This window comes from Fructilactobacillus carniphilus (genome assembly GCF_024029675.1).
Taxonomy (GTDB): Bacteria; Bacillota; Bacilli; order Lactobacillales; family Lactobacillaceae; genus Fructilactobacillus; species Fructilactobacillus carniphilus.
The window spans coordinates 118,695-140,786 of the sequence record NZ_CP097121.1 but is presented as its reverse complement, the minus strand read 5'-3'; the positions used below and the strand labels follow the sequence as shown (position 1 = coordinate 140,786).

Sequence of the window (22,092 nt, the reverse complement as noted above, 5' to 3'; positions counted from 1 at the left end):
GCCTCCTTTTTTAATTAGTCTTCTTTCCGAAATGATAATCCAAGTGCTTCTAACTTCTGTTCGATTTCTTCCAGTGACTTGCGTCCCAAGTTCCGAACTTTCATCATATCAGCCATAGATTTATCAGTTAATTCTTGGACGGTATTAATTCCAGCCCGTTTCAAACAATTGTAAGAACGAACGGAAAGATCCAGTTCTTCAATTGACATTTCGAGCATTTTTTCTTTATGGCTTTCTTCTTTTTCCACCATGACGTTAGCTTGTTGGGCCTTGTCGGTCAAGTCCACGAACATTTCCAAGTGTTGTGATAACACTTTGGCAGCTAAACTAATCGCTTCAGAAGGAGTAATTGAACCATTAGTCCAAACATCGAGAGTCAATTTATCGAAGTCATCACGCTGTCCAACACGCGTGTCTTCAACTTGATAGTTAACACGTTCGATTGGGGTATAGATAGAATCGACTGGTAGCACACCAATGGGCATATCGTCATTTCTAGCCTTGTTTTCTTCAGCTGAGACATAACCGCGACCCTTGTTGGCCGTGACCGTCATGTGTAAGGTGGCACCTTCAGCAACCGTTGCGATGTGTAAATCAGGATTTAGAACCGTTGTATCACTATCGGTTGCTAAATCGGCTCCGGTTACATCGGCCGGACCAGTTACGTTGATACTCATCGTATGAGTTTCGTTCTGATCGTCGTCACCATCGATTTTCAACTTCAACTTTTTCAAGTTCAAAATGATTTTTGTCACATCTTCTGTGACACCTTTAACAGTTGAAAATTCGTGTAAAACACCATCAATTTGAACACTGGTAACTGCAGCGCCTGGTAAAGAAGCTAGCAAAACCCGCCGTAACGAGTTCCCTAAGGTTGTTCCATAACCACGTTCTAATGGTTCTACAACTACTTCACCATAGTTATTTGTTTCTTCAATTTTATGAATGTTTGGCTTTTCAAACTCAATCATTCTAACCTCTACCCCCTTCAAACAGCGTTGAGTCCATTACAAAATGAGCTTGCATTAATATTAAACTCGACGACGTTTTGGAGGACGGCAACCGTTATGAGGAACTGGAGTAACGTCACGAATTGCGGCAACTTCCAGACCAGTAGTTTGTAAAGCCCGAATTGCAGATTCACGACCTGAACCAGGACCCTTAACTGAAACTTCCACAGTCTTCATACCATGTTCCATTGCGGCCTTTGCAGCTGCTTCAGCAGCCATTTGAGCAGCAAATGGAGTGGATTTACGACTACCACGGAAACCTAATGCACCAGCTGATGACCAAGCAATCGCGTTTCCTTGAACGTCAGTAATCATAACCAAGGTGTTGTTGAACGTTGAGTGAATGTGAGCCACACCAGATTCAACGTGCTTTCTTGCTTTACGCTTGCGAGTATTTTTCTTAACCATAGGGACTGATAACCTCCTTTTTAATTATTATTTTTTCGTTCTCTTACCTTTTCTGGTCCGAGCGTTGTTCTTAGTGTGTTGACCTCTAGAAGGCAAACCACGACGGTGACGTAATCCACGGTACGAACCGATTTCTGACAACCGTTTGATGTTCATGCTAACTTCACGACGTAAGTCACCTTCGATGGTGTAGTCGTCGATCGCTACCCGGATCTTATCTTCTTGTTCAGGAGTTAAGTCTTGTGTCCGAACGTCTTCTGAAACCCCAGCTTGTTTCAATACTTTTTGGGCAGTTGTGTTCCCAATTCCGTAAATGTAAGTAAGGGCAATGACAACACGCTTGTTACGTGGTAAATCTACTCCGGCAATACGAGCCATTAATGTCCACCTCCTCTATATAGTGATTATTTTCCTTGGCGTTGCTTGTGCTTAGCGTTAGCTGAGCAAATAATCATTACGCGGCCTTTCCGCTTAATGATTTTGCAGTTTTCGCACATTTTTTTGACTGATGGTCTTACTTTCATTTTATAACCCTCCTAGATAAAAGGTCTTACTTAAATCGATAAGTAATGCGACCCTTAGTTAAATCATATGGTGACATTTCAACAGTTACACGGTCTCCTGGAAGTATCTTAATGTAATGCATTCTAATTTTCCCAGAAACATGGGCTAAAATTTCGTGCCCGTTTTCCAGTTCTACTCGAAACATTGCATTGGGTAGTGTTTCAGTAATTTTTCCTTCAATTTCAATTACGTTGTCTTTCGCCACAACAATCCTCCAAAAATTAAATCCATCAAGTTCTGTTCCAAAAACCGTTATCAATACCTACCAATATAGCATATTAGCGGTGATTCGACAACGAAGCTGTTATTTGTTAATGAAGATCAGACAGAACTTGGTTGATTTCCTGCGTAACATCTGCGATTGGTTGATTTCCGTTCACCGTGTGCAACAAGTTGCGTTGTGAGTAAAAGTCAATTAAAGGGGTATTCATCTTTAAATTAACTTCTAACCGATTCTTAACGGTTTCCGGTTTATCATCGCTCCGTTGATAAAAGGCATGTCCACCACAAACATCACACGTACCTTCAACTCGAGGTTTTTTGTACAATTTATGATAAGTAGCACCACAGTTCTTACAAATGAACCGACCAGAAAGTCGTTCCACCAAAGTATCCGGAGCAACATCAACGTTTAACACCGCATCCAATGGCTTAGCTAATTTCTGCGTCATCTTTTCTAATTGTTCTGCCTGAACAATCGTCCGGGGAAATCCATCTAACAGGTAACCGGATTCCGTGTCTGGTTGTTGCAACCGTTCTTCCACAATTCCACAGGTTACATCATCAGGAACTAATTCCCCTTGATCAATATACCCTTGGGCTTTAACCCCCAACGGTGTTTGTTGTTTAATGGCCGCCCGGAAGATGTCTCCGGTGGAAATATGAGGAATCCCATACTTCTCAACAATAAAATCTGCTTGGGTTCCTTTCCCGGCACCGGGAAGACCCATAATTAACAAATTCATTGACATTCCATCGTCCTCCTACTTTGCGTCTGAATCATTCCGAATAAATCCAGTGTATTCTTGCCGCATCGTTAATCCTTTAATCTGGTTCATGAATTCAATCGTTACTCCGACGATAATTAGGAGGTTCGTTCCCCCTAACCCAATGGAGCTATTTAAATTCCAGACGTTTTGCGCAATTAAGGGAATAATCGAAACAATTCCTAAGAATAGTGCTCCAATTGTACTTAACCGCATCAATAAACGAGAAATATAGTCCTGGGTTCCTTTGCCGGGCCAAACTCCGGGAATATAGCTACCTTGCTTTTGCAAGTTTTCAGCTAGCTTCTGGGGATTTACCTGAACAAAGGCGTAGAAGAACGTAAAGACCACGATTAAAATGGTATAAAAGGTCGCTCCCATTGGAGTTTGCATGTTAAACAGTTTGGTCATGAATTGGAACCAACCAGCATCACTATAGTTCTTCGTAAAGAACATCAAAATAGTTTGCGGTGTTGAAATAAAGGCACTCGCGAAGATCACGGGAATCACTCCCGCTACGTTCACTTTAAGTGGTAAGTAACTAGATTTAGCAGATCCAGCCGCCCGGCGGGTATATTGAATTGGAATTCGCCGTTCCGCTTGTTGCACCCAGGTAACAAACGTAACCACAATTAACATCACAATGACTAAAGCGCCCAAGAAGAGCACTGGCTTCCAGATTTGATCCATCGGCGTGCCTTGCACGTATTCCCGGTAGATGCTTTCAAATCCAGTCGGGATGTTGGCCACAATCCCGGCAAAAATAATCATAGAAACCCCTTGACCAACCCCTTTATCGGTGATCATATCACCCATCCAGGTGGTCAGCATGGTTCCAGCCGTTAAAATCAGACCGATGCTAATGTAAGTCATAATTCCAGGGTTTTTTACCAGGTTTAAACTACTTAAAGCGTTAAACCCGGCTGTAATTCCAATTGATTGGGCAAAGGCTAACACAATCGTTAGTCGCTTGGTGACCTTGTCCAGCTTAAGCCGACCAACTTCACCTTGCTTCCCCCATTCAACGAATTTTGGCACGATGTCCATTTGTAATAACTGAACCACAATTTGTGCAGTAATATAAGGCGAGACTCCCATTGCAAAGATGGAATAATTCGTCAAACCTCCACCACTGAACATGTTCAAAACGTTAACTAACCCTGAAGAAGCGACTTCTTGAAGTGCTTTCGCGTTAATTCCAGGGACTGTAATGTAAGCGCCCAGCCGAAAAACGGCAAGAACTAACAGCGTGAACAAAATTTTGTTCCGAATGCTCTTGTCCTGAAAGGCACTTTTTAAGGTTGATAACATTAGATCACCTCAGCTTTACCGCCGGCATTTTCAATTGCTTGTTTAGCAGTTGCTGAGAATTTATTTGCTTGAACAGTTAACTTCTTGTCCAGTTGACCGTTACCAAGGATTTTTACTCCGTCCTTCAGGTTCCGGATAATTCCCGTTTCTACCAATGCTTCAGGAGTTACTTCTGCACCGTTGTCAAAAGCGTTTAATTCGTTCACATTCACAATCACAATGTCCTTGCGGTTAATGTTTGTGAAACCACGTTTTGGAATCCGACGGTACAATGGCATTTGACCCCCTTCAAAACCTAAACGGGTCTTGCCACGAGCTTTTTGCCCTTTTTGTCCTCGACCAGAAGTCTTACCTTTACTTCCAAGACCACGACCCTTACGAGTCCGGCTGGCACGAGAACCTGCAGCAGCTTTTAATTCGTCTAACTTCATGAATTGCACCTCCTCTTACTTTAAATGTAATTAATCTTTAACCTGTTCCACTTCAATCAAGTGAGCAATTTTGAACAATGCTCCCCGAGTGGCTGCATTATCAGGCTTGATCACACTACTGTTAATTCGACCTAATCCTAAGGCTTCCACAATCTTACGTTGCTTGGGAAGACGATGAGCAGCACTGTGAACTAAAGTAATCTTTAATTGAGCCATCTGTATCTCCTCCTTATTCAGCTAAGTGGTCAGCAGAAACACCACGAAGTTCAGAAACTTCTTCGGCGCTCTTTAGACCCTTAAGGCCTTCGAAAGTTGCCCGGATAACGTTGATAGCAGTGTCAGAACCAAGTCGTTTACTAGTAACATCGTTGATTCCGGCTAAGTCCATAACGGCACGAACAGCACCACCAGCGGCTACTCCAGAACCTTCTTCAGCAGGTTTTAATAAAATCTTACCCCCGCCGTAAACTCCCAGAATTTCGTGAGGAATGGTCGTTCCCACGATTGGAACTTCGATCAGGTTCTTTTTAGCAGCTTCAACAGCCTTCCGGATGGCTTCTGGAACTTCTTGGGCTTTCCCCGTTCCGAAACCAACGTGACCATTTTTGTCACCAACTACGGCTAAGGCAGCAAACCGTAACCGACGTCCACCTTTAACAACCTTAGTAATTCGGTTGATGGCAACTACGTTATCATCTAAATCCAATTTGTTCGGATCAATAAATTTAGCCATGCGCGTGTCTTCCTCCTTTGATTAAAATTCGAGTCCATTTTCGCGAGCGCCCGTAGCTAAGGCAGCCACACGACCATGGTATAAGTAACCACCACGGTCAAAAACAACTTTTTTGATGTTTTTGGCAGCGGCCCGTTCAGCAACTAACTTCCCAACACTAGCAGCTTGTTCGGTTTTGTTGCTTCCAGTTACTTCTTTGTCAAGAGTTGAGGCACTAGCTAGCGTTACACCCGCTACGTCATCAATAACTTGAGCGTAGATGTTTTTGTTAGAACGGAAAACGTCTAAACGTGGGCACTCAGCAGTACCAGCAATTTTACTACGAACACGAGCATGTCTTACTTTTCGTGTTTTGTTCTTGCTTGGTTTTGTAATCAAAATAGTCACCTCTATATTATCAATTTAAAAACTACTTACCAGTCTTACCTTCTTTAAGCACAATGTGTTCGCCTTCGTAACGAATTCCTTTACCCTTGTATGGTTCTGGAGAACGAATGGCACGAACTTTGGCTGCAAAGTCTCCAACGTGTTGCTTGTTGATTCCTTCGATTTCAATCGTGGTGTTGTCAGGAACCTTAACGTCTAAGTCTTCTGGAAGGGGAACTTCAACTGGGTTTGAGTAACCAACGTTTAAGATTAACGTCTTACCCTTTAATTGCGTCCGGTAACCAACCCCAACTAATTTCAAGTTTTTCTTGAAGCCGTTGGCGACCCCTTCAATCATGTTATTGAAGTTAGCCCGAGAAGTTCCGTGCATAGCACGTTCCTTGTTGTCGTACTTACCAGTGGGTTCAAAATTAACTTCGTTACCTTCCACTTTCATTTCCACTAATGGAGAGAAAGTTTGGGTTAATTCACCCTTAGGACCCTTAACGGTCACTTGATCACCGTCACGAGTTACAGTAACTCCTTCAGGAATTACAACTGTTTTGTAACCAATTCTACTCATCTGTTAAACACCTCCATTTCTTGTGTAATGATTACCAAACGTAAGCTAACACTTCGCCACCGACTTTTTTGTCGCGAGCTTCTTTATCAGTAATAACTCCGTTTGAAGTTGAGATGATTGCGATTCCTAAACCATTTAAGACCTTCGGAACATCATCTGATTTAACGTAAGAACGTAAACCTGGTTTAGAAATCCGTTTTAAGCCGGAAATAACCCGTTCGTTGTTCTTACCATATTTAAGGTACACTCGAATTACGCCTTGTTTATCGTCTTCGATGTATTCTACTCGACTGATAAATCCTTCGCGCATCAAGATTTCAGCAATATTACCTTTGATTTTAGATGCAGGTACATCAACCGAAGCATGGCGTGCCATGTTGGCATTCCGAATTCGAGTTAAAAAATCTGCAATTGGATCTGTCATTGCCATAAGCGTGGAACCTCCCTTTTAGTTTGTTTTTTCTACCAACTAGCTTTCTTCATGCCAGGAATTTGACCCCGGTGAGCAAGTTGCCGTAAGCAAACTCGGCATAAGTGGAACTTTTGGTAAACCGCACGAGGTCGACCACAACGTTCGCAACGAGTGTAGTTTTGAGTAGAGAACTTAGCTGGACGCTTGTTCTTTTCTACCATTGATTTTTTAGCCAAATTAAAACCTCCTATTTAGCAAAAGGCATGCCAAATTGTTTGAGCAATTCGTGGCCTTCTTCATCAGTTTCAGCGGTAGTAACTAGGACGATATCTAAACCGCGAACCCGGTTAACATCATCGTAGTTGATTTCTGGGAAAATTAATTGTTCCTTGATTCCCAACGTGTAGTTCCCGCGTCCATCAAAAGAACGGTTAGGAACCCCGTGGAAGTCACGAACTCGTGGTAACGAAACGTTAATTAATTTGTCCAAGAAGTCGTACATTTTGTCACCTCGTAAGGTAACTTTAGCCCCGATTGGCATTCCTTCACGCAGCCGGAAAGCAGCGATGGATTTCTTTGCCTTAGTAACCAAAGGCTTTTGACCAGAAATTAGAGTCAGTTCGTTAACAGCCTCATCTAAGTTCTTGGAATTTGTTACAGCATCACCAACACCCATATTCAAAACAATTTTTTCAAGTTTTGGTCCTTGCATAATTGATGAATAGTTGAATTTTTCTACTAGTGCTGGGAGAATTTCTTTCTTATATCTTTCTTCTAAACGAGTAGACATGCGAATTGTTTCCTCCTTTCACTGACAATCGTTAGTCGATTGCTTTGTGTGATTTCTTTGAAATACGAACTTTTTTACCATCTTTAACTTCGATGCCAACCCGAGTTGGTTCGTTAGTTGATGGGTCGATTAACATGACGTTAGATGCGTTAATTGGTGCTTCAACGTCAAAAACTCCACCTTGGGGGTTACCTTGGGAAGCTTTTTTGTGTTGTTTTACTTTGTTGATTCCTTCAACAACTACGCGGTTATCGGCAGCAATGACCTTGGTGATGTTTCCATCTTTACCCTTGTCTTTACCTGCGATCACACGAACTTTGTCACCAGTTTTCAAGAACATTAATCTGGCACCTCCTTATTTTTGTGAATTGGTTTTAGAGTACTTCGGGCGCTAATGAAACGATCTTCATAAAATTGTTGTTCCGTAATTCACGAGCAACCGGTCCAAAAATACGGGTACCTTTCGGGCTCTTGTCATCATTAATTAAAACGGCGGCGTTTTCATCAAAACGAATGTAAGAACCATCGTTACGACGAGAAACAGCTTTAGTTCTTACGATTACGGCTTTAACGACGTCCCCTTTTTTGACAACGCCACCTGGTGTTGCTTGTTTAACAGTAGCAACAATTACATCACCAGTACCGGCGTAACGAACTCGTGAACCACCTAAAACTTTGATAGTTAAGAGTTCACGGGCTCCAGAGTTATCAGCAACCTTTAAACGACTTTCTTGTTGGATCATGGTAAGTGTGTCCTCCCTTCAACTTTAAAATCAGAATACGATCAAAATGACACAAAGCTAGATGATGATAGCTTCTTCAACAACGTCAACGAGACGGAAGTGGACCGTTTTTGATAGTGGACGCGTTTCCATGATTTCAACAATATCGTTTACCTTAGCACGATTGTCTTCGTCACGAGCTTTGTACTTCTTTGTGTACTTAATCCGTTTTCCATAAGTAGGATGAGTCTTTGTCGTTTCTACGGCAACGGTAATGGTTTTGTCCATTTTGTCAGAAACAACGCGACCTCTGTAACGTTTACGTTCATTACGTTCTGTGCTCATCTAAATAAACCCTCCTTTTTTCGGATTCTTACTTGTTCAATTCCTTTTGCCGCAAAGCTGTTTTGAGCCGGGCGATTGTTTTCCGGACAGTTCTCAAACGAGCGGTGTTTTCTAATTGACCAGTGGCTAATTGAAAACGAAGATTAAACAATTCTTTTTTGTAATCTTGTTCCTTAGCCAACATTTCGTCAGTGGTTAATTTACTGATTTCTTTAGCCTTCATTTGATTCGCCACCTACTTCCTCACGTTTAATAATCTTAGTACGAATTGGCAACTTGTTTGAAGCTAAAGTTAAGGCTTTGATAGCTGTTTCTTCGTTAACACCAGCAACTTCGAAAAGAATCTTTCCGCGCTTAACTGGGGCAACCCATCCAGCTGGACTACCTTTACCTTTACCCATTCGAACACCAATCCCTTTTTCCGTGTATGACTTTTGGGGGAAGATTTTAATCCAAACTTTCCCACCACGCTTCATGCAACGGGTAATGGCGATCCGGCAAGCTTCAATTTGTCTGTTAGTAATCCAATGTGAATCAATGGCTTGTAAACCATATTCACCGAAAGCAACGCTGTTTCCGCCTTTAGAGTGACCGCGTAACTTACCACGGTGTTCACGACGGTGCTTAACACGTTTTGGTACAAGCATGTTTACTTACCTCCCTTGCGATTTTCCTCAGGTTTGTCAGGTAAAACTTCACCACGGTTAATCCAAGTTTTAACTCCGATTGATCCGTAAGTAGTGTGAGCTTCGTTCCATGAGTAATCGATATCTGCCCGTAAAGTGTGCAGTGGAACTCGACCTTCGGAATAACTTTCGATTCGAGCCATGTCAGCTCCGTTCAAACGACCGGCTGATTGAGTCTTAACTCCGGTAGCACCGGCACGCATAACACCCTTCATGGCACCACGCATCGCCCGACGGAATGCAACCCGGCCTTCAAGTTGACGAGCAATGTTTTCACCAACTAAGTCAGCTTCTAAGTCTGGCTTCTTAATTTCCACAATGTTGATGTGAACCCGACGACCCGTTAATTTGTTTAAGGCTTGCCGAAGGCTTTCGACTTCGGAACCACCCTTACCAATTACCATTCCTGGCTTAGCAGTGTGGATGGAGATGTTAACCCGTTTAGCAGCCCGTTCGATGTCAATTTCTGACACAGAAGCGTCCGCTAACCGTTTTTCGAGGTAGCCACGAATCTTCAAATCTTCATTTAAGTATGAAGCGAATTTATCGTCATTTGCAAACCATTGAGCTTGCCAACCACGGGTAACACCAATTCGTAAACCATTAGGATTAATTTTTTGACCCATGTTCTATCCCTCCTTCTTTTCTGATACTACGATTGTGATGTGACTAGTACGTTTGTTAATCGGAGAAGCAGAACCTTTTGCCCGGGGACGGAACCGTTTTAAGGTTGGTCCTTCGTCGGCATAAGCTTCGCTTACAACCAGGTTTTGACCATCAAGATCAAAGTTGTTTTCTGCGTTAGCAACGGCAGAGTGCAACACTTTTTCCACAACTGGAGATGCACCACGAGGGGTGAACTTCAGAATCGAAGTTGCTTCTGCAACGTTCTTGCCTCTAATAAGATCTAAAACAAGGCGGACCTTACGAGGGGCAATGCGAACAGTTCTAGCGATTGCTTTTGCTGATGTAACTTGTTCAGCCATTAGATATCCTCCTTGTTATACAGTTTTCTTATCGGTATTTCCATGCCCGTGGAATGTCCGAGTTGGTACGAATTCACCAAGTTTGTGGCCTACCATGTCTTCTTGAATGTAAACTGGGACGTGGGTTCTACCGTTGTAAACTGAGATAGTGTATCCAATGAAACTTGGGAAAATAGTTGAACGGCGTGACCAAGTCTTGATAACCGTTTTCTTTTCTTGGTCTTTTTGCGCGTCAATCTTCTTTAAGAGCGATTGATCGGCAAAAGGGCCCTTTTTTAAACTACGACTCATTAATGAAACCTCCTCTTCGTGTACTTGTTGTACTTAAGATGTAACGAAATTACATCTTCGAACCTTTACGACGACGGACAATAAACTTAGTTGAACGTGCAGACTTCTTCCGCGTTTTCTTTCCGACCGTCTTCTTGTGCCATGGAGATAAAGGAGATGGGTAACCAACTGGGGCTTTCCCTTCCCCACCACCATGGGGGTGATCGTTAGGGTTCATTACTGATCCACGAACGTGAGGTCTTTGACCACGGTAACGAGTCCGACCAGCTTTACCCCAGTTAATTAAGGAATGTTCTTCGTTTCCAACCGTTCCGATTGTAGCTCGGCAAACGGAGAGGATCATCCGAACTTCACCAGAAGGAAGTTTAACCAATGAGTACTTGCTACCTGGTTCGTTACTCAACAATTGAGCAGAGTTACCAGCAGAACGAGCTAATTGTCCACCCTTACCTGGTTTTAATTCGATGTTGTGAATGGTACTTCCCACAGGAATGTCTTGTAAAGCTAAGGCGTTTCCGATCTTGATGTCAGCATCTTTACCAGATTCGATGACATCTCCGACCTTCAAGCCTTTTGGTGCTAAGATGTATGATTTAATCCCATCTTCGTAAACTACCAAAGCAATGTTAGCACTCCGGTTAGGATCATATTCGATCGTTTTTACAGTTGCAGGAACATCATCATGGTTCCGCTTGAAATCAATCACACGGTACTTGTGTTTGTTTCCACCACCACGGTGACGAACAGTCATGCGACCAGAGTTATTCCGGCCGGCAGTCTTAGAGTTAGCGGTTACTAAACTCTTTTCTGGCTTGTTCGTAGTAATTTGACTGTAATCAATACTAGTCATGTTACGACGACCGTTAGTGGTTGGTTTATATTTCTTTAAAGCCACGTTGTTTCCCTCCTATTCTATGATTTATTCTTCAGAGAATAATTTAATTTCGTCTGAATCATTGGTTAACGTTACGATTGCTTTTTTGCGTTTCTTGGTGAAACCAACGTAACGACCTTGACGTTTTTCTTTTCCGCGAACGTTCATCAAGTTCACTTTTTTAACTTTAACGCCAAAAACTGTTTCCACAGCGTCGCGAACTTGGTTTTTGTTTGCTCGTAAATCAACGTCAAACGTGTATTTCTTTTCGTCCATCCGGTCAGTTGAAGCTTCGGTAATCACCGGACGTAAAATGATATCTCGTGCATCCATTATGCGAGCACCTCCTCTACTTGAGAAAGGGCAGCCTTGGTGATGATAACTTTCTTACTGTTCAAGACGTCTAAGGTGTTAACCCCTTTACCACTAATAACCTTAACGTTATCAATGTTACGTGCCGAACGAACAGCGTTTTCGTTATCGTCTTCCAAAACTACCAGCGTCTTCGTAGCTGCATCAAGATTCTTCAACAAGTTAGCGAATTCTTTGGTCTTTGGAGTATCAAAGTTTAAAGAATCAACTACGAGTAAATCACCGTTAGCAACTTTTTCGGATAGAACTGATTTAACGGCTAATCGAGTAACCTTCTTTGGAAGGTGGTAGCTGTATGAACGAGCTTGTGGTCCAAAGACAACTCCTCCACCAACCCATTGTGGTGAACGGATTGATCCTTGCCGAGCCCGACCAGTTCCCTTTTGTCTCCATGGCTTCTTTCCACCACCGCGAACTTGTCCCCGAGACTTAGTCCCGTTTGTTCCCTGACGGAGTGAAGCACGTTGCATTACAACCGTGTCAAAGACAACGGATTCATTGGGTTCAATGTTGAAAATGGCTTCGTTTAATTCAACTTCACCATTTTTGCTTCCATCTTGTTTGTATAATGATACGCTTGTCATTTACGGTTCCTCCTTTCCTTATTTTCTGGATTCGCTAGCAGCCGTTCTGACCGTAACTAGCGTCTTGTTAGCACCTGGAACGTTTCCTTTGATCAATAAAACGTTATTATCAACATCGGCTTTAATGATTTCCAGGTTTTGAATGGTAACTGTCTTGTTACCCATCCGGCCAGGTAATTTCATTCCTTTAACAACTCGGTTGATGATAACCCCTAATGAACCAGGACGACGGTGGTAACGAGAACCGTGAGTAGTAGGTCCACGACGTTGACCATCTTTGTGGATGTTACCTTGGTAACCATGACCTTTAGTAGTACCCGTAACGTCAACGATGTCACCGGCTGCGAATGTGTCAGCCTTAACTTCGTCACCAACTTTGTAGTCTCCCAAGTCGACATCGCTGATTTCACGAATGAAGCGCTTAGGAGTAGTATTTGCCTTTTTTACATGACCTTGTTCAGGCTTGTTGCTTAATACTGAACGTTTGTCGTCAAATCCAAGTTGAATTGCTTCGTAACCGTCCGTTTCGTTGTTCTTAACTTGTAAGACAACGTTGGGCGTAACGTCAACTACCGTAACTGGAACTAATTCCCCGTTATCGGTAAAAACTTGGGTCATCCCGACCTTTTTCCCTAAGATTCCTTTTTTGGTCATGAGTACACCTCCAATGTTTTGTAATTAAATTAAAGTTTGATTTCGATATCCACACCACTAGGCAAGTCTAACTTCATTAATGAGTCGACCGTCTTGGGAGTGGGGTTCAAAATGTCGATTAACCGTTTGTGGGTTAACATTTCAAATTGTTCTTGGGCCTTACTGTATTTAAATGGTGATGCCAACACAGTGTATAAAGCTCGTTCAGTTGGCAATGGAATTGGGCCAGAAATCGTTGCCCCAGTTCTTTGTGCCGTTGCTACGATCTTGTCCGCAGCTTGATCTAAACTACGGTGTTCGTAAGCCTTTAAACGGATCCGAATTTTTTCTTTTGCCATAATTATCCCTCCTTCGTCTCTTTTCCAAAAATTGACTAACTCCGTAGAAATTACCGGCGCATCTGCCATGGCAAAGCGGCCGGGTGTGCCGCAACCTTCTACATCATCGCTATTCTCGCTTATTTGAGGGCACACTGACCCCACAAATTTAAGCACTATTCCATCTTACTTGATAAACGCTGATATTTCAAGGGTTTTCCCCGAATAAACAAAAAAAGTTTTACAAGCAAAATGCTTGTAAAACTTTTTCCTTAGCAGAGTAACTTTGGCTTAAGCTTCTCCACCGTTTTGTTTAATAATGTCTTCTTGGATGTTCTTAGGAACGGCCGTGTAGTGGTCAAATGACATTGTAAACGTTCCCCGACCTTGGGTAGCAGAACGTAAGTCCGTCACGTATCCAAACATTTCAGCCAATGGAACCATGGCGTGAATATCTTCGGCACCATCACGAGCTTCCATTCCTTCGATGTTACCACGACGAGCAGTAACTTGGCCCATTACATCACCCATGTATTCTTCTGGAACTCGGATATCAACCTTCATGATTGGTTCCAAGATCTTTGGATCGGCTTTCTTAGCAGCTTCACGCAATGCCAATGAAGCGGCAATCTTGAAGGCTGCTTCACTAGAATCGACATCATGGTAACTACCATCGTATAACTTGGCTTTCAAGTCAATCAATGGGTAACCAGCTAAGACACCGTTTTCCATGGCTTCTTTTAGACCTTGTTCAACTGATGGAATGTATTCACGAGGAACTACCCCACCGACGATGGCGTCTTCAAATTCGAAGCCTTCACCTTCGGCATTGGGCGTAAATTCAATGTAAACATCACCATATTGACCTTTACCACCAGATTGACGAACGAACTTACCTTCGGCACTAACTTGCTTGCCAAATGCTTCCCGGTAAGCAACTTGTGGAGCACCAATCGAAGCATCCACACCGAATTCACGGCGCATCCGTTCGATAATGATGTTCAACTGTAATTCACCCATTCCGGCAATAATCGTTTGACCCGTTTCTGGATCAGTGTTGGCTTGGAAAGTTGGGTCTTCTTCAGACAGTTTTTGTAAAGCAGTGTTCATCTTGTTTTGGTCGGCCTTGGTCTTTGGTTCGATCGAAACTTGGATCACTGGTTCTGGGAATTCCATTGATTCTAAAATCAGTGGGTGGTCAACGTCCGTCAAAGAGTCACCAGTCGTGGTGTTCTTCAAACCAATGGTAGCAGCGATATCACCAGAGAATACTTCTGGGATTTCTTGCCGTTGGTCAGAGTGCATTTGCACTAACCGACCGGCCCGTTCCCGCTTGTCCTTCGTTGCATTCAAGATGTACGAACCAGATTCCAAAGTTCCCCGGTAAACCCGAATAAAGGTTAACCGACCAACGTATGGGTCCGTCATAATCTTGAAGGCCAAGGCAGCGAAAGGTCCTTTGTCATCAGCCCGAACTTCAACTTGAGCGTCGTCGTTTTCTGGGTCAGTGGCCATGTAAGGACGAACTTCCAATGGAGATGGGAGGTAGTCAATCACACCGTCCATCATCATTTGAACCCCTTTGTTCTTGTAAGCAGATCCAGCGTAAACTGGGTAAAGTTCCAAGTTCAAAGTAGCCCGACGAATTCCGGCTTTGATGTCTTCTTCGGTGATTTCTTCCCCTTCCAAGAACTTGCCCATTACGTCATCATCAACGTCGGCAACGGCTTCAATCATGCTTTCACGAGCTGCTTGAGCCTTTTCTTGGTAGTCAGCTGGGATTTCAACCGTATCCCAGTTTTCTCCTTCTTTATCTTCGTCGTACACGTATGCCTTCATCGTTACAAGGTCAATGACCCCTTCGAAGTCTGATTCAGCACCAATCGGAACTTGAACCGGAACGGCATTAGCGTGTAAACGATCTTTGATGGTTTGCACGGACCAGTCAAAGTCAGCCCCCATCTTGTCCATCTTGTTGATGAACACGATCCGAGGAACACTAAAGTCAGAACATTGACGCCAAACCGTTTCAGTCTGAGGTTCAACTCCGGCTTCACCATCCATTACCACGATTCCACCATCAAGTACCCGAAGAGAACGTTCCACTTCGGCAGTGAAGTCCACGTGTCCTGGAGTATCGATGATGTTAACCCGGTAACCCTTCCATTGCGCCGTGGTTGCGGCGGATTGGATGGTAATTCCCCGTTCTTTTTCTTCTTCCATGAAATCCATTTGCGAAGCACCATCATGGGTTTCACCAATTTTGTGAATGCGACCCGTGTAGTACAAAACCCGTTCCGTGGTGGTCGTTTTCCCAGCATCAATGTGGGCTACGATCCCGATATTACGGGTTTTGTCTAACGGAAATGCACGTTTGTTAGCCATTTTAAACTCCTTTAATTTTTAAACATTCGAAAAAAGTGGCTAAATAATTAGCCACTCGCCTTGCCAACCTGTAATCAGCAGCTGATTACCAACGGTAGTGAGCGAAAGCCCGGTTGGCTTCGGCCATCTTGTGGGTATCTTCCCGTTTCTTAACTGCTGCTCCAGTATTATTGGAAGCATCGATAATTTCTTTTGCAAGCCGTTCCGTCATGGTGTGTTCACCACGAAGCCGAGCGTAACTTACGATCCAACGTAAACCTAAAGTAGTTCTCCGGTTGGGACGAACTTCGATCGGAACTTGGTAGTTTGATCCACCAACCCGCCGTGCCTTAACTTCTAGCACTGGCATTACGTTTTTCATTGCTTCTTCAAAAACTTCCACTGGATCGTTACCAGTTTGGTCCTTGATTTCTTCGAATGCACCATATAAGATTTCTGATGCAGTTCCTCGCTTACCATCTAACATCAAGTGGTTGATTAACTTTGAAACCAACTTTGAGTTATAGATTGGATCAGGAAGGATTTCGCGTTGTTGAACTTTTCCTTTTCTAGGCATCTAAAGGTCCTCCTCAATTAGTCGATTTATTTCTTGTCCTTAGGCCGCTTTGTACCGTACTTCGAACGTCCTTGACGACGATCTTGAACTCCGGCAGTATCAAGCGCACCACGAATAACGTGGTAACGAACCCCAGGCAAATCCTTAACACGACCACCACGGATTAAGACCACACTATGTTCTTGCAAGTTGTGACCGATACCAGGAATGTAAGCCGTAACTTCGTACAAGTTAGAAAGACGCACACGAGCGTATTTCCGCAAAGCAGAGTTAGGCTTCTTTGGTGTCATCGTACCCACACGGGTAGCAACTCCCCGTTTTTGTGGTGAAGAGTTGCGAGTTGGTTTCTTCTTGTAACTGTTGTAACCAAAGCCCAAAGCTGGGGACTTTGATTTAGAACTTCTAGATTTACGACCTTTTCTAACTAATTGGTTAATTGTAGGCATCTAAAAAGTCCTCCTTTCGTAAAATTTGAGTTGTAAGTCCACACATCCAGGTGAACCATTTTTTGGGATAAAAAAATCGCTTAACATTTATAAGCACAATGAGTAGAATACCACGGTGCAGAATGGATGTCAACTGAACTTGCGTATTTCTCCTTACTAAAAAGGAGGATTCAGCATGTTATTTTTTTGGTTTTACGTCGGTTGCTGCTGCGGTTCATTTCTGACCGTAGTCGCCACCCGCACCGTGCAAGGAACATCATTTCAAACGGGGCGGTCTCATTGTCAGTGGTGCCAACGACCGTTACGATGGTGGGAACTACTGCCCGTTCTCAGTTTCACCTGGCAACGGGGCCGTTGTCGCACCTGCCACCGGCGGCTCCCGTGGTCTTTGTTAGTCTGGGAGGTAACCGCTGGGTGGTGCTTTTGGCTCAGTCCACCCGTCAATCAAACCAGTTGCTCCTGGCTCCTCTTTTTACTGAGCTTTCAACTGCTGAGCACCTTTGACAGCATCTGCTGGGGTTTCCCCACGTGGTTATTAGTCTTTCCAAGCTGCTTGGCCTTCGTGATTAGTCAAAAACCACTCCCACTAGTCATCAGCTACACTTTGTTATACCTCCTACTCCTCATGATTAATCGCAAGGGCAATTGGATTGGCAACGGTGATCTCGATTTATTATGGCTCCTGCTTCTTGTTTTTCCCCTAACCGCCTGGTGTGGCATCGTCTTACTAGCCTCGCTATTCGGCTTGGGTTGGCTACTGAGTACGCGCAAGCGCGCGTTGCCTTTTTTACCCCTGTTATTTGGCAGTACTCTCCTCTACCTCACCGGACTGGTTTGCTTCTCAGCTTGATTCAGAGTAAGATTAAAGAAAATTGTTACTGCTTATATATGGTCAGAATCGGCTGACCGTCTCTACTCAGAACCGCAATTCTGAACTATAAGTGGGAAGTCGCCCACTATCAACGTGGGCTTTTTTTATGGAGGAATTTGACTATGGACGCACTAAAACACGCCATTGAAACGAACGGAACCGTTTTACCGGGCAACATTTTAAAGGTTAATTCCTTTTTAAATCATCAAATTGATCCCCAGCTGATGCAACAAATTGGGCAAGCCTTTGCGGATTACTTTCAATCGGCTGGCATCACCAAGATTCTAACGGTAGAAGCCTCTGGAATTGCGCCAGCCGTTTTAACCGGCTTAGCCATGCACCTTCCCGTCGTGTTTGCCCGCAAGAGTAAATCACTGGTAGTTAAGGATGACGTGTACAGTGCGGAAGTTTATTCTTACACGAAAAATACCAACAACCACATTTACATTGAAAAACCATTTTTGGATAATACTGACCGAGTACTCATCATTGATGACTTTTTAGCCAACGGAGAGGCCACCAAGGGCTTGATTAAGATTACGGAAGCCGCTGGAGCCAGCGTCAGTGGAATCGGCATCGTGATTGAAAAGACCTTCCAACCTGGAGGAACATACCTACGTGACCACGGTTACAACGTACTGTCGCTAGCTCAGATTGCCTCTTTAGATAACCAGCAGGTCACCTTTGCAAACTAGTTTAGGGAAAGAAAACACAAAAAAGGACGATTACATTTTGTAATCGTCCTTTTCGTTTGGTTAATTATTCAGCGTCGTCGCCATCAGCACTGGTCGTCTGGTCAGAAGGAGCAGTCACTCCTTGATCAGCGGTTTGACCCAGTTCTTCTGGTTCGATGTCTTCATATTCATGAACACCCGTTCCAGCTGGTAACAACTTCCCAATAATTACGTTTTCTTTCAATCCAATCAACGGATCAACCTTACCGCGAATAGCAGCATCGGTCAGAACCCGCGTCGTTTCTTGGAAGGAAGCAGCTGATAAGAAACTGTTCGTTTCGAGGGCAGCCTTCGTGATTCCGAGGAGCACCGGACGAGCCGTAGCTGGCACCTTTCCAGTCATAACGGCATCCCGGTTCCGTTCCTTGAAGTCATCGATGTCAATCAAAGTTCCTGGCAAGATGTCAGTGTCACCCGGATCCATGACCCGAACTTTTCGTAACATTTGCCGAACCATGATTTCGGCATGCTTATCGTTCACTTCCACCCCTTGACGCCGGTAAACTTCTTGGACCGCCGTTAACAGGTAGGTTTCCGTAGACAGAGTATCTCTGATCTTCAGCAATTCCTTTGGATCAATCGAACCTTCATTCAAGGCTTCCCCACGGCGAACCGTGTCACCTTCAGCAACCCGCATCCGAGCTGTCAATGGAACCTTGTACTTTCTGGTATCGGCTTTTCCTTGGATGGTGATTTCCTTAACCCCTTCAGCCGGATCCTCTTCGATTAATTCAACGACCCCAGTAACTTCACTGATGGTTGACTTACCTTTTGGATTCCGGGCTTCAAAGATTTCTTGCACCCGGGGAAGTCCCTGGGTGATATCGGTGTTACTTGCAACCCCACCGGTATGGAAAGTCCGTAACGTTAACTGCGTTCCGGGTTCCCCGATAGATTGAGCAGCAACCGTTCCGACTGCTTCTCCAACTTCCACTTCGTCACCAGTAGCCAAGTTTTGACCGTAACAACGTTCACAAACCCCGTGAGGCGTGTTGCAAGTGAAGGCCGAACGAATTTCGACGGCTTCAATCCCAGCGTCCACGATGGCTTGGGCCTTCTTGTCGTCAATCATTTCGTTCCGATCCACAATTACTTCACCAGTTTGTGGGTTCGTCACGGTCTTCATGGCATTTCGGCCTAAGATTCGGTCGTAAAGTGGTTCGATCATTTCGTTACCTTCCGTAATGGCAGTAACCGTCAAACCACGATCAGTTCCACAATCCTTTTCCCGAATGATAACGTCTTGCGCCACGTCAACTAACCGCCGGGTTAAGTAACCAGAGTTGGCAGTCTTCAAGGCCGTATCGGTCATCCCTTTCCGAGCACCGTGGGTCGAAATGAACATTTCCAAAACGGACATTCCTTCCCGGAAGTTCGAAGTGATGGGCAGTTCCATGATTTTACCATCAGGAGAAGCCATCAAGCCCCGCATTCCAGCTAACTGCGTAAAGTTAGAAATGTTACCCCGGGCTCCAGAATCACTCATCATAAAGATGGGGTTTTCGGGGTCGAAATTCTTCATCAATTGGTCTTGAATTTCATCACGAGCTTCGTTCCAAACGTTCACAACCCGTTCGTAACGTTCTTGATCAGTAATCAAACCACGCCGGAATTGCTTGGTAATGGTGTCCACCTTCTTGTGGGCAGCTGCCACAACCTTCGGCTTTTCGTGGAGGTCCATGATGTCAGACATTCCGACCGTTAATCCAGACTTCGTTGATTCATCGTTACCAAGGTCCTTGATCCGGTCCAAGAGCTCGGAAGTTTCCGTTACCTTGTATTGATCGTAAACTTCAGCAATGATATCCGATAAGAAGCCCTTCTTAAAGGGACGAACCAATTCGGCATTGGCAATATGTTCATGAATGTCTTCGCCCGGTTCCAAGAAGTATTCGTCTGGAACGTAACCGTGTAAGTTAGTATCGGTTGGTTCGTTCAAGTAGGTAAAGTCCTTCGGCAGGATTTGGTTGAAGAGAACTTTCCCAACCGAAGTTACCATAATCTTATCTTGTTGGTCATCCGTAAACGGCTTGTTTGGGTAAGCAGCCGCTTTAATCCCAATTCGACTGTGCCAGTGCACTAGCCCGTCCCGATAAGCTAATTCCACTTCATCAGGATCGTTAAAGATCATGCCTTCCCCTTCACGGTTGGGTTCTTCCATGGTGAGGTAGTAGTTCCCAATCACCATATCTTGGGATGGAGCCACAACTGGTTTCCCGTCTTTAGGCGCCAAAATGTGCCCGGCAGCGGCCATCAAGAGCCGTGATTCTGCTTGTGCTTCTTCTGACAGCGGCACGTGGATGGCCATCTGGTCTCCATCAAAGTCGGCGTTGTAAGCGGCACAAACTAGGGGATGCAACCGCATCGAGTTCCCACTAACCAGCACGGGTTCAAAGGCTTGAATTCCTAACCGGTGCAAGGTTGGGGCCCGGTTCAACAGCACTGGGTGTTCCTTGATGACATCTGGTAAGACGTCAAAGACCACGTCGTCCTTGCGTTCAATTTCACGTTTAGCATTCTTCACGTTGGAAGCCAACCCGCGTTCTACCAATTCGTGCATGATGAATGGTTTGAACAGTTCAAGGGCCATAGAAACGGGAAGTCCCATTTGGCTCAACTTCAACCATGGACCCACGTCGATAACGGAACGACCAGAGTAGTCGACCCGTTTCCCAAGCAGGTTCTGACGGAACCGCCCTTGTTTCCCCTTCAAAAGGTGGGAAAGGGACTTCAACGGCCGGTTTCCTGGACCGGCAACCGGACGACCACGCCGTCCGTTATCGATTAGGGCATCGACAGCTTCTTGCAACATCCGCTTTTCGTTTTGCACGATAATGCCGGGAGCATGCAAATCCAGCAGACGTTTCAACCGGTTGTTCCGGTTGATTACCCGCCGGTACAAATCGTTTAAGTCAGAGGTCGCAAACCGACCCCCTTCTAGTTGTACCATGGGCCGTAAGTCAGGTGGCATCACTGGAATGGCATCCATGACCATCCAAGTTAGTTGGTTTCCAGAAGTCAGAAAGGCTTCCAAAATGTCTAACCGCCGAATGGCCCGGGTCCGTTTTTGTCCGGTCGCAGACTTCAATTCGTCTTTGAGTTCAGCAACTTCCTTTTCGAGATCAACGTCAGCTAACAACGTCCGGATGGCTTCGGCCCCAATTTTGGCTTCAAAGCGCGTTCCGTATTCCCGTTTTTTATCCCGGTATTCTTGTTCCGTTAAGAGTTGCTTCTTTTCCATGGGCGTGTTACCAGGATCGGTTACAACGTAGGCGGCAAAGTAAATAACTTCTTCAAGTGACCGCGGACTCATGTCTAAGACCAAGCCCATCCGGCTCGGAATTCCCTTGTAGTACCAAATGTGGGTAACCGGAGCTGCTAATTCAATGTGGCCCATCCGTTCCCGCCGGACCTTAGCACGGGTAACTTCTACACCACAACGATCACAGACGATTCCCTTGTACCGGATCCCTTTGTACTTTCCACAGGCACATTTCCAGTCCTTGGTTGGTCCAAAGATCCGTTCGTCGAATAAACCGTCTTTTTCCGGTTTCAACGTCCGGTAGTTAATGGTTTCTGGCTTCTTAACTTCTCCAAACGACCAACTGCGGATCGTTTCTGGGGCTGCTAAACCAACTTGCATGCTCTTAAATTTGTTCACATCAACCATTGGCG

At 44.5% G+C, this 22,092-nt stretch carries 34 protein-coding genes and 1 riboswitch; of the genes, 2 read left to right on the top strand and 32 right to left on the bottom strand.

Translation table 11 applies throughout. The features are described 5' to 3' along the window. Positions 1-14: 14 nt before the first annotated feature. From M3M37_RS00740 to rpsL, 31 genes are all read right to left on the bottom strand, one after another. Positions 15-971, bottom strand: a complete 957-nt coding sequence (locus M3M37_RS00740; protein WP_252795284.1) for a DNA-directed RNA polymerase subunit alpha — start codon at positions 969-971, stop codon at positions 15-17. A 60-nt stretch (positions 972-1,031) separates the two neighbouring features. Continuing rightward, complete coding sequence (rpsK, locus tag M3M37_RS00735) at positions 1,032-1,418, bottom strand: 30S ribosomal protein S11 (RefSeq protein ID WP_252766904.1); 387 nt, start codon at positions 1,416-1,418, stop codon at positions 1,032-1,034. A gap of 27 nt (positions 1,419-1,445) precedes the next feature. Further along, positions 1,446-1,796 (bottom strand): 30S ribosomal protein S13, encoded by a 351-nt coding sequence (rpsM, locus tag M3M37_RS00730; protein WP_252795283.1) that lies wholly within the window; start codon positions 1,794-1,796, stop codon positions 1,446-1,448. A 26-nt stretch (positions 1,797-1,822) separates the two neighbouring features. Continuing rightward, positions 1,823-1,942 carry a 50S ribosomal protein L36 gene (rpmJ, locus tag M3M37_RS00725; protein ID WP_252795282.1) on the bottom strand — a complete coding sequence of 40 codons (120 nt, stop codon included), beginning with the start codon at positions 1,940-1,942 and terminating at the stop codon, positions 1,823-1,825. A 26-nt stretch (positions 1,943-1,968) separates the two neighbouring features. Further along, a complete protein-coding gene (infA, locus tag M3M37_RS00720; protein WP_252766902.1) occupies positions 1,969-2,187 on the bottom strand; it encodes a translation initiation factor IF-1 in 219 nt (72 codons plus the stop codon). Positions 2,188-2,293: 106 nt separating this feature from the next. Then, positions 2,294-2,947 (bottom strand): adenylate kinase, encoded by a 654-nt coding sequence (locus M3M37_RS00715; RefSeq protein WP_252795886.1) that lies wholly within the window; start codon positions 2,945-2,947, stop codon positions 2,294-2,296. Between the two features lie 18 nt (positions 2,948-2,965). After that, the gene (gene secY / locus M3M37_RS00710) at positions 2,966-4,279 is read right to left on the bottom strand and encodes a preprotein translocase subunit SecY (RefSeq protein WP_252795281.1); all 1,314 of its coding nucleotides are present in this window, start codon (positions 4,277-4,279) and stop codon (positions 2,966-2,968) included. Beyond that, on the bottom strand, positions 4,279-4,710 hold the full coding sequence (gene rplO, locus M3M37_RS00705; protein WP_252795280.1) for a 50S ribosomal protein L15: 432 nt from the start codon (positions 4,708-4,710) through the stop codon (positions 4,279-4,281). The genes secY and rplO overlap by 1 nt, the downstream gene beginning before the upstream one ends. A gap of 30 nt (positions 4,711-4,740) precedes the next feature. Beyond that, the gene (rpmD, locus tag M3M37_RS00700; protein ID WP_252795279.1) at positions 4,741-4,926 is read right to left on the bottom strand and encodes a 50S ribosomal protein L30; all 186 of its coding nucleotides are present in this window, start codon (positions 4,924-4,926) and stop codon (positions 4,741-4,743) included. Between the two features lie 13 nt (positions 4,927-4,939). Then, complete coding sequence (gene rpsE / locus M3M37_RS00695) at positions 4,940-5,443, bottom strand: 30S ribosomal protein S5 (protein WP_252766898.1); 504 nt, start codon at positions 5,441-5,443, stop codon at positions 4,940-4,942. Positions 5,444-5,464: 21 nt separating this feature from the next. Further along, positions 5,465-5,821: a 50S ribosomal protein L18 gene (gene rplR / locus M3M37_RS00690; RefSeq protein WP_252766897.1), complete on the bottom strand. Its 357-nt coding sequence runs from the start codon at positions 5,819-5,821 to the stop codon at positions 5,465-5,467. A 31-nt stretch (positions 5,822-5,852) separates the two neighbouring features. After that, positions 5,853-6,392 (bottom strand): 50S ribosomal protein L6, encoded by a 540-nt coding sequence (gene rplF / locus M3M37_RS00685; RefSeq protein WP_252795278.1) that lies wholly within the window; start codon positions 6,390-6,392, stop codon positions 5,853-5,855. A 31-nt stretch (positions 6,393-6,423) separates the two neighbouring features. After that, on the bottom strand, positions 6,424-6,822 hold the full coding sequence (gene rpsH, locus M3M37_RS00680) for a 30S ribosomal protein S8 (RefSeq protein ID WP_252795277.1): 399 nt from the start codon (positions 6,820-6,822) through the stop codon (positions 6,424-6,426). Positions 6,823-6,854: 32 nt separating this feature from the next. Continuing rightward, positions 6,855-7,040, bottom strand: coding sequence for a type Z 30S ribosomal protein S14 (locus tag M3M37_RS00675; RefSeq protein WP_252750528.1), 186 nt, complete (start codon positions 7,038-7,040; stop codon positions 6,855-6,857). A gap of 11 nt (positions 7,041-7,051) precedes the next feature. Further along, entirely contained in the window at positions 7,052-7,594 is a 543-nt protein-coding gene (rplE, locus tag M3M37_RS00670; RefSeq protein ID WP_252766894.1) for a 50S ribosomal protein L5, read from the bottom strand. A 31-nt stretch (positions 7,595-7,625) separates the two neighbouring features. Then, positions 7,626-7,934: a 50S ribosomal protein L24 gene (gene rplX / locus M3M37_RS00665; RefSeq protein WP_252766893.1), complete on the bottom strand. Its 309-nt coding sequence runs from the start codon at positions 7,932-7,934 to the stop codon at positions 7,626-7,628. A gap of 34 nt (positions 7,935-7,968) precedes the next feature. Continuing rightward, positions 7,969-8,337: a 50S ribosomal protein L14 gene (gene rplN / locus M3M37_RS00660; RefSeq protein ID WP_252766892.1), complete on the bottom strand. Its 369-nt coding sequence runs from the start codon at positions 8,335-8,337 to the stop codon at positions 7,969-7,971. Between the two features lie 57 nt (positions 8,338-8,394). Then, positions 8,395-8,661 carry a 30S ribosomal protein S17 gene (gene rpsQ / locus M3M37_RS00655; protein ID WP_252795276.1) on the bottom strand — a complete coding sequence of 89 codons (267 nt, stop codon included), beginning with the start codon at positions 8,659-8,661 and terminating at the stop codon, positions 8,395-8,397. A gap of 28 nt (positions 8,662-8,689) precedes the next feature. Continuing rightward, positions 8,690-8,884, bottom strand: coding sequence for a 50S ribosomal protein L29 (rpmC, locus tag M3M37_RS00650; protein ID WP_252766890.1), 195 nt, complete (start codon positions 8,882-8,884; stop codon positions 8,690-8,692). Further along, on the bottom strand, positions 8,874-9,308 hold the full coding sequence (gene rplP / locus M3M37_RS00645) for a 50S ribosomal protein L16 (RefSeq protein ID WP_252766889.1): 435 nt from the start codon (positions 9,306-9,308) through the stop codon (positions 8,874-8,876). Before rplP ends, rpmC begins: the two co-directional genes overlap by 11 nt. 2 nt (positions 9,309-9,310) lie before the next feature. Next, positions 9,311-9,973 (bottom strand): 30S ribosomal protein S3, encoded by a 663-nt coding sequence (gene rpsC, locus M3M37_RS00640; protein WP_252766888.1) that lies wholly within the window; start codon positions 9,971-9,973, stop codon positions 9,311-9,313. Positions 9,974-9,976: 3 nt separating this feature from the next. Then, the gene (gene rplV, locus M3M37_RS00635) at positions 9,977-10,333 is read right to left on the bottom strand and encodes a 50S ribosomal protein L22 (protein ID WP_252795275.1); all 357 of its coding nucleotides are present in this window, start codon (positions 10,331-10,333) and stop codon (positions 9,977-9,979) included. Positions 10,334-10,348: 15 nt separating this feature from the next. Next, positions 10,349-10,624: a 30S ribosomal protein S19 gene (gene rpsS, locus M3M37_RS00630; protein ID WP_252766886.1), complete on the bottom strand. Its 276-nt coding sequence runs from the start codon at positions 10,622-10,624 to the stop codon at positions 10,349-10,351. Positions 10,625-10,673: 49 nt separating this feature from the next. After that, positions 10,674-11,519 (bottom strand): 50S ribosomal protein L2, encoded by an 846-nt coding sequence (gene rplB, locus M3M37_RS00625; protein ID WP_252795274.1) that lies wholly within the window; start codon positions 11,517-11,519, stop codon positions 10,674-10,676. Positions 11,520-11,543: 24 nt separating this feature from the next. Beyond that, a complete protein-coding gene (gene rplW / locus M3M37_RS00620; protein WP_252795273.1) occupies positions 11,544-11,831 on the bottom strand; it encodes a 50S ribosomal protein L23 in 288 nt (95 codons plus the stop codon). After that, entirely contained in the window at positions 11,831-12,454 is a 624-nt protein-coding gene (rplD, locus tag M3M37_RS00615; RefSeq protein WP_252795272.1) for a 50S ribosomal protein L4, read from the bottom strand. The genes rplW and rplD overlap by 1 nt, the downstream gene beginning before the upstream one ends. An 18-nt stretch (positions 12,455-12,472) precedes the next feature. Beyond that, positions 12,473-13,108 carry a 50S ribosomal protein L3 gene (gene rplC, locus M3M37_RS00610; protein WP_252766881.1) on the bottom strand — a complete coding sequence of 212 codons (636 nt, stop codon included), beginning with the start codon at positions 13,106-13,108 and terminating at the stop codon, positions 12,473-12,475. Positions 13,109-13,137: 29 nt separating this feature from the next. Beyond that, positions 13,138-13,446, bottom strand: a complete 309-nt coding sequence (gene rpsJ, locus M3M37_RS00605; protein ID WP_252766880.1) for a 30S ribosomal protein S10 — start codon at positions 13,444-13,446, stop codon at positions 13,138-13,140. A 270-nt stretch (positions 13,447-13,716) separates the two neighbouring features. Continuing rightward, complete coding sequence (gene fusA, locus M3M37_RS00600) at positions 13,717-15,810, bottom strand: elongation factor G (RefSeq protein WP_252795271.1); 2,094 nt, start codon at positions 15,808-15,810, stop codon at positions 13,717-13,719. 85 nt (positions 15,811-15,895) lie between these two features. Beyond that, the gene (gene rpsG / locus M3M37_RS00595; RefSeq protein ID WP_252766877.1) at positions 15,896-16,366 is read right to left on the bottom strand and encodes a 30S ribosomal protein S7; all 471 of its coding nucleotides are present in this window, start codon (positions 16,364-16,366) and stop codon (positions 15,896-15,898) included. Between the two features lie 26 nt (positions 16,367-16,392). Further along, positions 16,393-16,812 (bottom strand): 30S ribosomal protein S12, encoded by a 420-nt coding sequence (rpsL, locus tag M3M37_RS00590; protein WP_252795270.1) that lies wholly within the window; start codon positions 16,810-16,812, stop codon positions 16,393-16,395. A 175-nt stretch (positions 16,813-16,987) separates the two neighbouring features. Here rpsL and M3M37_RS07455 point away from each other — a divergent pair, with 175 nt between their 5' ends. Further along, positions 16,988-17,662 (top strand): prepilin peptidase, encoded by a 675-nt coding sequence (locus M3M37_RS07455; RefSeq protein WP_420842967.1) that lies wholly within the window; start codon positions 16,988-16,990, stop codon positions 17,660-17,662. A 12-nt stretch (positions 17,663-17,674) separates the two neighbouring features. After that, positions 17,675-17,770: riboswitch (purine riboswitch) on the top strand. Positions 17,771-17,805: 35 nt separating this feature from the next. Further along, positions 17,806-18,378: a xanthine phosphoribosyltransferase gene (locus tag M3M37_RS00580; protein ID WP_252795268.1), complete on the top strand. Its 573-nt coding sequence runs from the start codon at positions 17,806-17,808 to the stop codon at positions 18,376-18,378. Between the two features lie 64 nt (positions 18,379-18,442). On the opposite strand, the gene rpoC is transcribed toward M3M37_RS00580, so the two are convergent. Continuing rightward, on the bottom strand, positions 18,443-22,087 hold the full coding sequence (gene rpoC / locus M3M37_RS00575; RefSeq protein WP_252795267.1) for a DNA-directed RNA polymerase subunit beta': 3,645 nt from the start codon (positions 22,085-22,087) through the stop codon (positions 18,443-18,445). Positions 22,088-22,092: the final 5 nt, after the last annotated feature.

Coding starts and splice junctions, on each gene's coding strand:
- rpsK (WP_252766904.1), bottom strand. CDS start 1,418: ATGGTTAAGAAAAATACTCGCAAGCGTAAAGCAAGAAAGCACGTTGAA.
- M3M37_RS00715 (WP_252795886.1), bottom strand. CDS start 2,947: ATGAATTTGTTAATTATGGGTCTTCCCGGTGCCGGGAAAGGAACCCAA.
- rpsC (WP_252766888.1), bottom strand. CDS start 9,973: ATGGGTCAAAAAATTAATCCTAATGGTTTACGAATTGGTGTTACCCGT.
- rplE (WP_252766894.1), bottom strand. CDS start 7,594: ATGTCTACTCGTTTAGAAGAAAGATATAAGAAAGAAATTCTCCCAGCA.
- M3M37_RS07455 (WP_420842967.1), top strand. CDS start 16,988: ATGTTATTTTTTTGGTTTTACGTCGGTTGCTGCTGCGGTTCATTTCTG.
- fusA (WP_252795271.1), bottom strand. CDS start 15,810: ATGGCTAACAAACGTGCATTTCCGTTAGACAAAACCCGTAATATCGGG.
- rplD (WP_252795272.1), bottom strand. CDS start 12,454: ATGACAAGCGTATCATTATACAAACAAGATGGAAGCAAAAATGGTGAA.
- rplW (WP_252795273.1), bottom strand. CDS start 11,831: ATGGATGCACGAGATATCATTTTACGTCCGGTGATTACCGAAGCTTCA.
- rpsM (WP_252795283.1), bottom strand. CDS start 1,796: ATGGCTCGTATTGCCGGAGTAGATTTACCACGTAACAAGCGTGTTGTC.
- rpsJ (WP_252766880.1), bottom strand. CDS start 13,446: ATGGCAAAAGAAAAAATTCGGATCCGTTTAAAGGCTTACGAACACCGT.
- rpmC (WP_252766890.1), bottom strand. CDS start 8,884: ATGAAGGCTAAAGAAATCAGTAAATTAACCACTGACGAAATGTTGGCT.
- rplF (WP_252795278.1), bottom strand. CDS start 6,392: ATGAGTAGAATTGGTTACAAAACAGTTGTAATTCCTGAAGGAGTTACT.
- rpsS (WP_252766886.1), bottom strand. CDS start 10,624: ATGAGTCGTAGTTTAAAAAAGGGCCCTTTTGCCGATCAATCGCTCTTA.
- rplO (WP_252795280.1), bottom strand. CDS start 4,710: ATGAAGTTAGACGAATTAAAAGCTGCTGCAGGTTCTCGTGCCAGCCGG.
- rplP (WP_252766889.1), bottom strand. CDS start 9,308: ATGCTTGTACCAAAACGTGTTAAGCACCGTCGTGAACACCGTGGTAAG.
- secY (WP_252795281.1), bottom strand. CDS start 4,279: ATGTTATCAACCTTAAAAAGTGCCTTTCAGGACAAGAGCATTCGGAAC.
- rpsG (WP_252766877.1), bottom strand. CDS start 16,366: ATGCCTAGAAAAGGAAAAGTTCAACAACGCGAAATCCTTCCTGATCCA.
- rpmD (WP_252795279.1), bottom strand. CDS start 4,926: ATGGCTCAATTAAAGATTACTTTAGTTCACAGTGCTGCTCATCGTCTT.
- M3M37_RS00740 (WP_252795284.1), bottom strand. CDS start 971: ATGATTGAGTTTGAAAAGCCAAACATTCATAAAATTGAAGAAACAAAT.
- rpsH (WP_252795277.1), bottom strand. CDS start 6,822: ATGGCAATGACAGATCCAATTGCAGATTTTTTAACTCGAATTCGGAAT.
- rplX (WP_252766893.1), bottom strand. CDS start 7,934: ATGTTCTTGAAAACTGGTGACAAAGTTCGTGTGATCGCAGGTAAAGAC.
- rpsE (WP_252766898.1), bottom strand. CDS start 5,443: ATGGCTAAATTTATTGATCCGAACAAATTGGATTTAGATGATAACGTA.
- M3M37_RS00580 (WP_252795268.1), top strand. CDS start 17,806: ATGGACGCACTAAAACACGCCATTGAAACGAACGGAACCGTTTTACCG.
- rplC (WP_252766881.1), bottom strand. CDS start 13,108: ATGACCAAAAAAGGAATCTTAGGGAAAAAGGTCGGGATGACCCAAGTT.
- rpsQ (WP_252795276.1), bottom strand. CDS start 8,661: ATGAGCACAGAACGTAATGAACGTAAACGTTACAGAGGTCGCGTTGTT.
- rpsL (WP_252795270.1), bottom strand. CDS start 16,812: ATGCCTACAATTAACCAATTAGTTAGAAAAGGTCGTAAATCTAGAAGT.
- rplN (WP_252766892.1), bottom strand. CDS start 8,337: ATGATCCAACAAGAAAGTCGTTTAAAGGTTGCTGATAACTCTGGAGCC.
- rpoC (WP_252795267.1), bottom strand. CDS start 22,087: ATGGTTGATGTGAACAAATTTAAGAGCATGCAAGTTGGTTTAGCAGCC.
- rpmJ (WP_252795282.1), bottom strand. CDS start 1,942: ATGAAAGTAAGACCATCAGTCAAAAAAATGTGCGAAAACTGCAAAATC.
- rplV (WP_252795275.1), bottom strand. CDS start 10,333: ATGGCTGAACAAGTTACATCAGCAAAAGCAATCGCTAGAACTGTTCGC.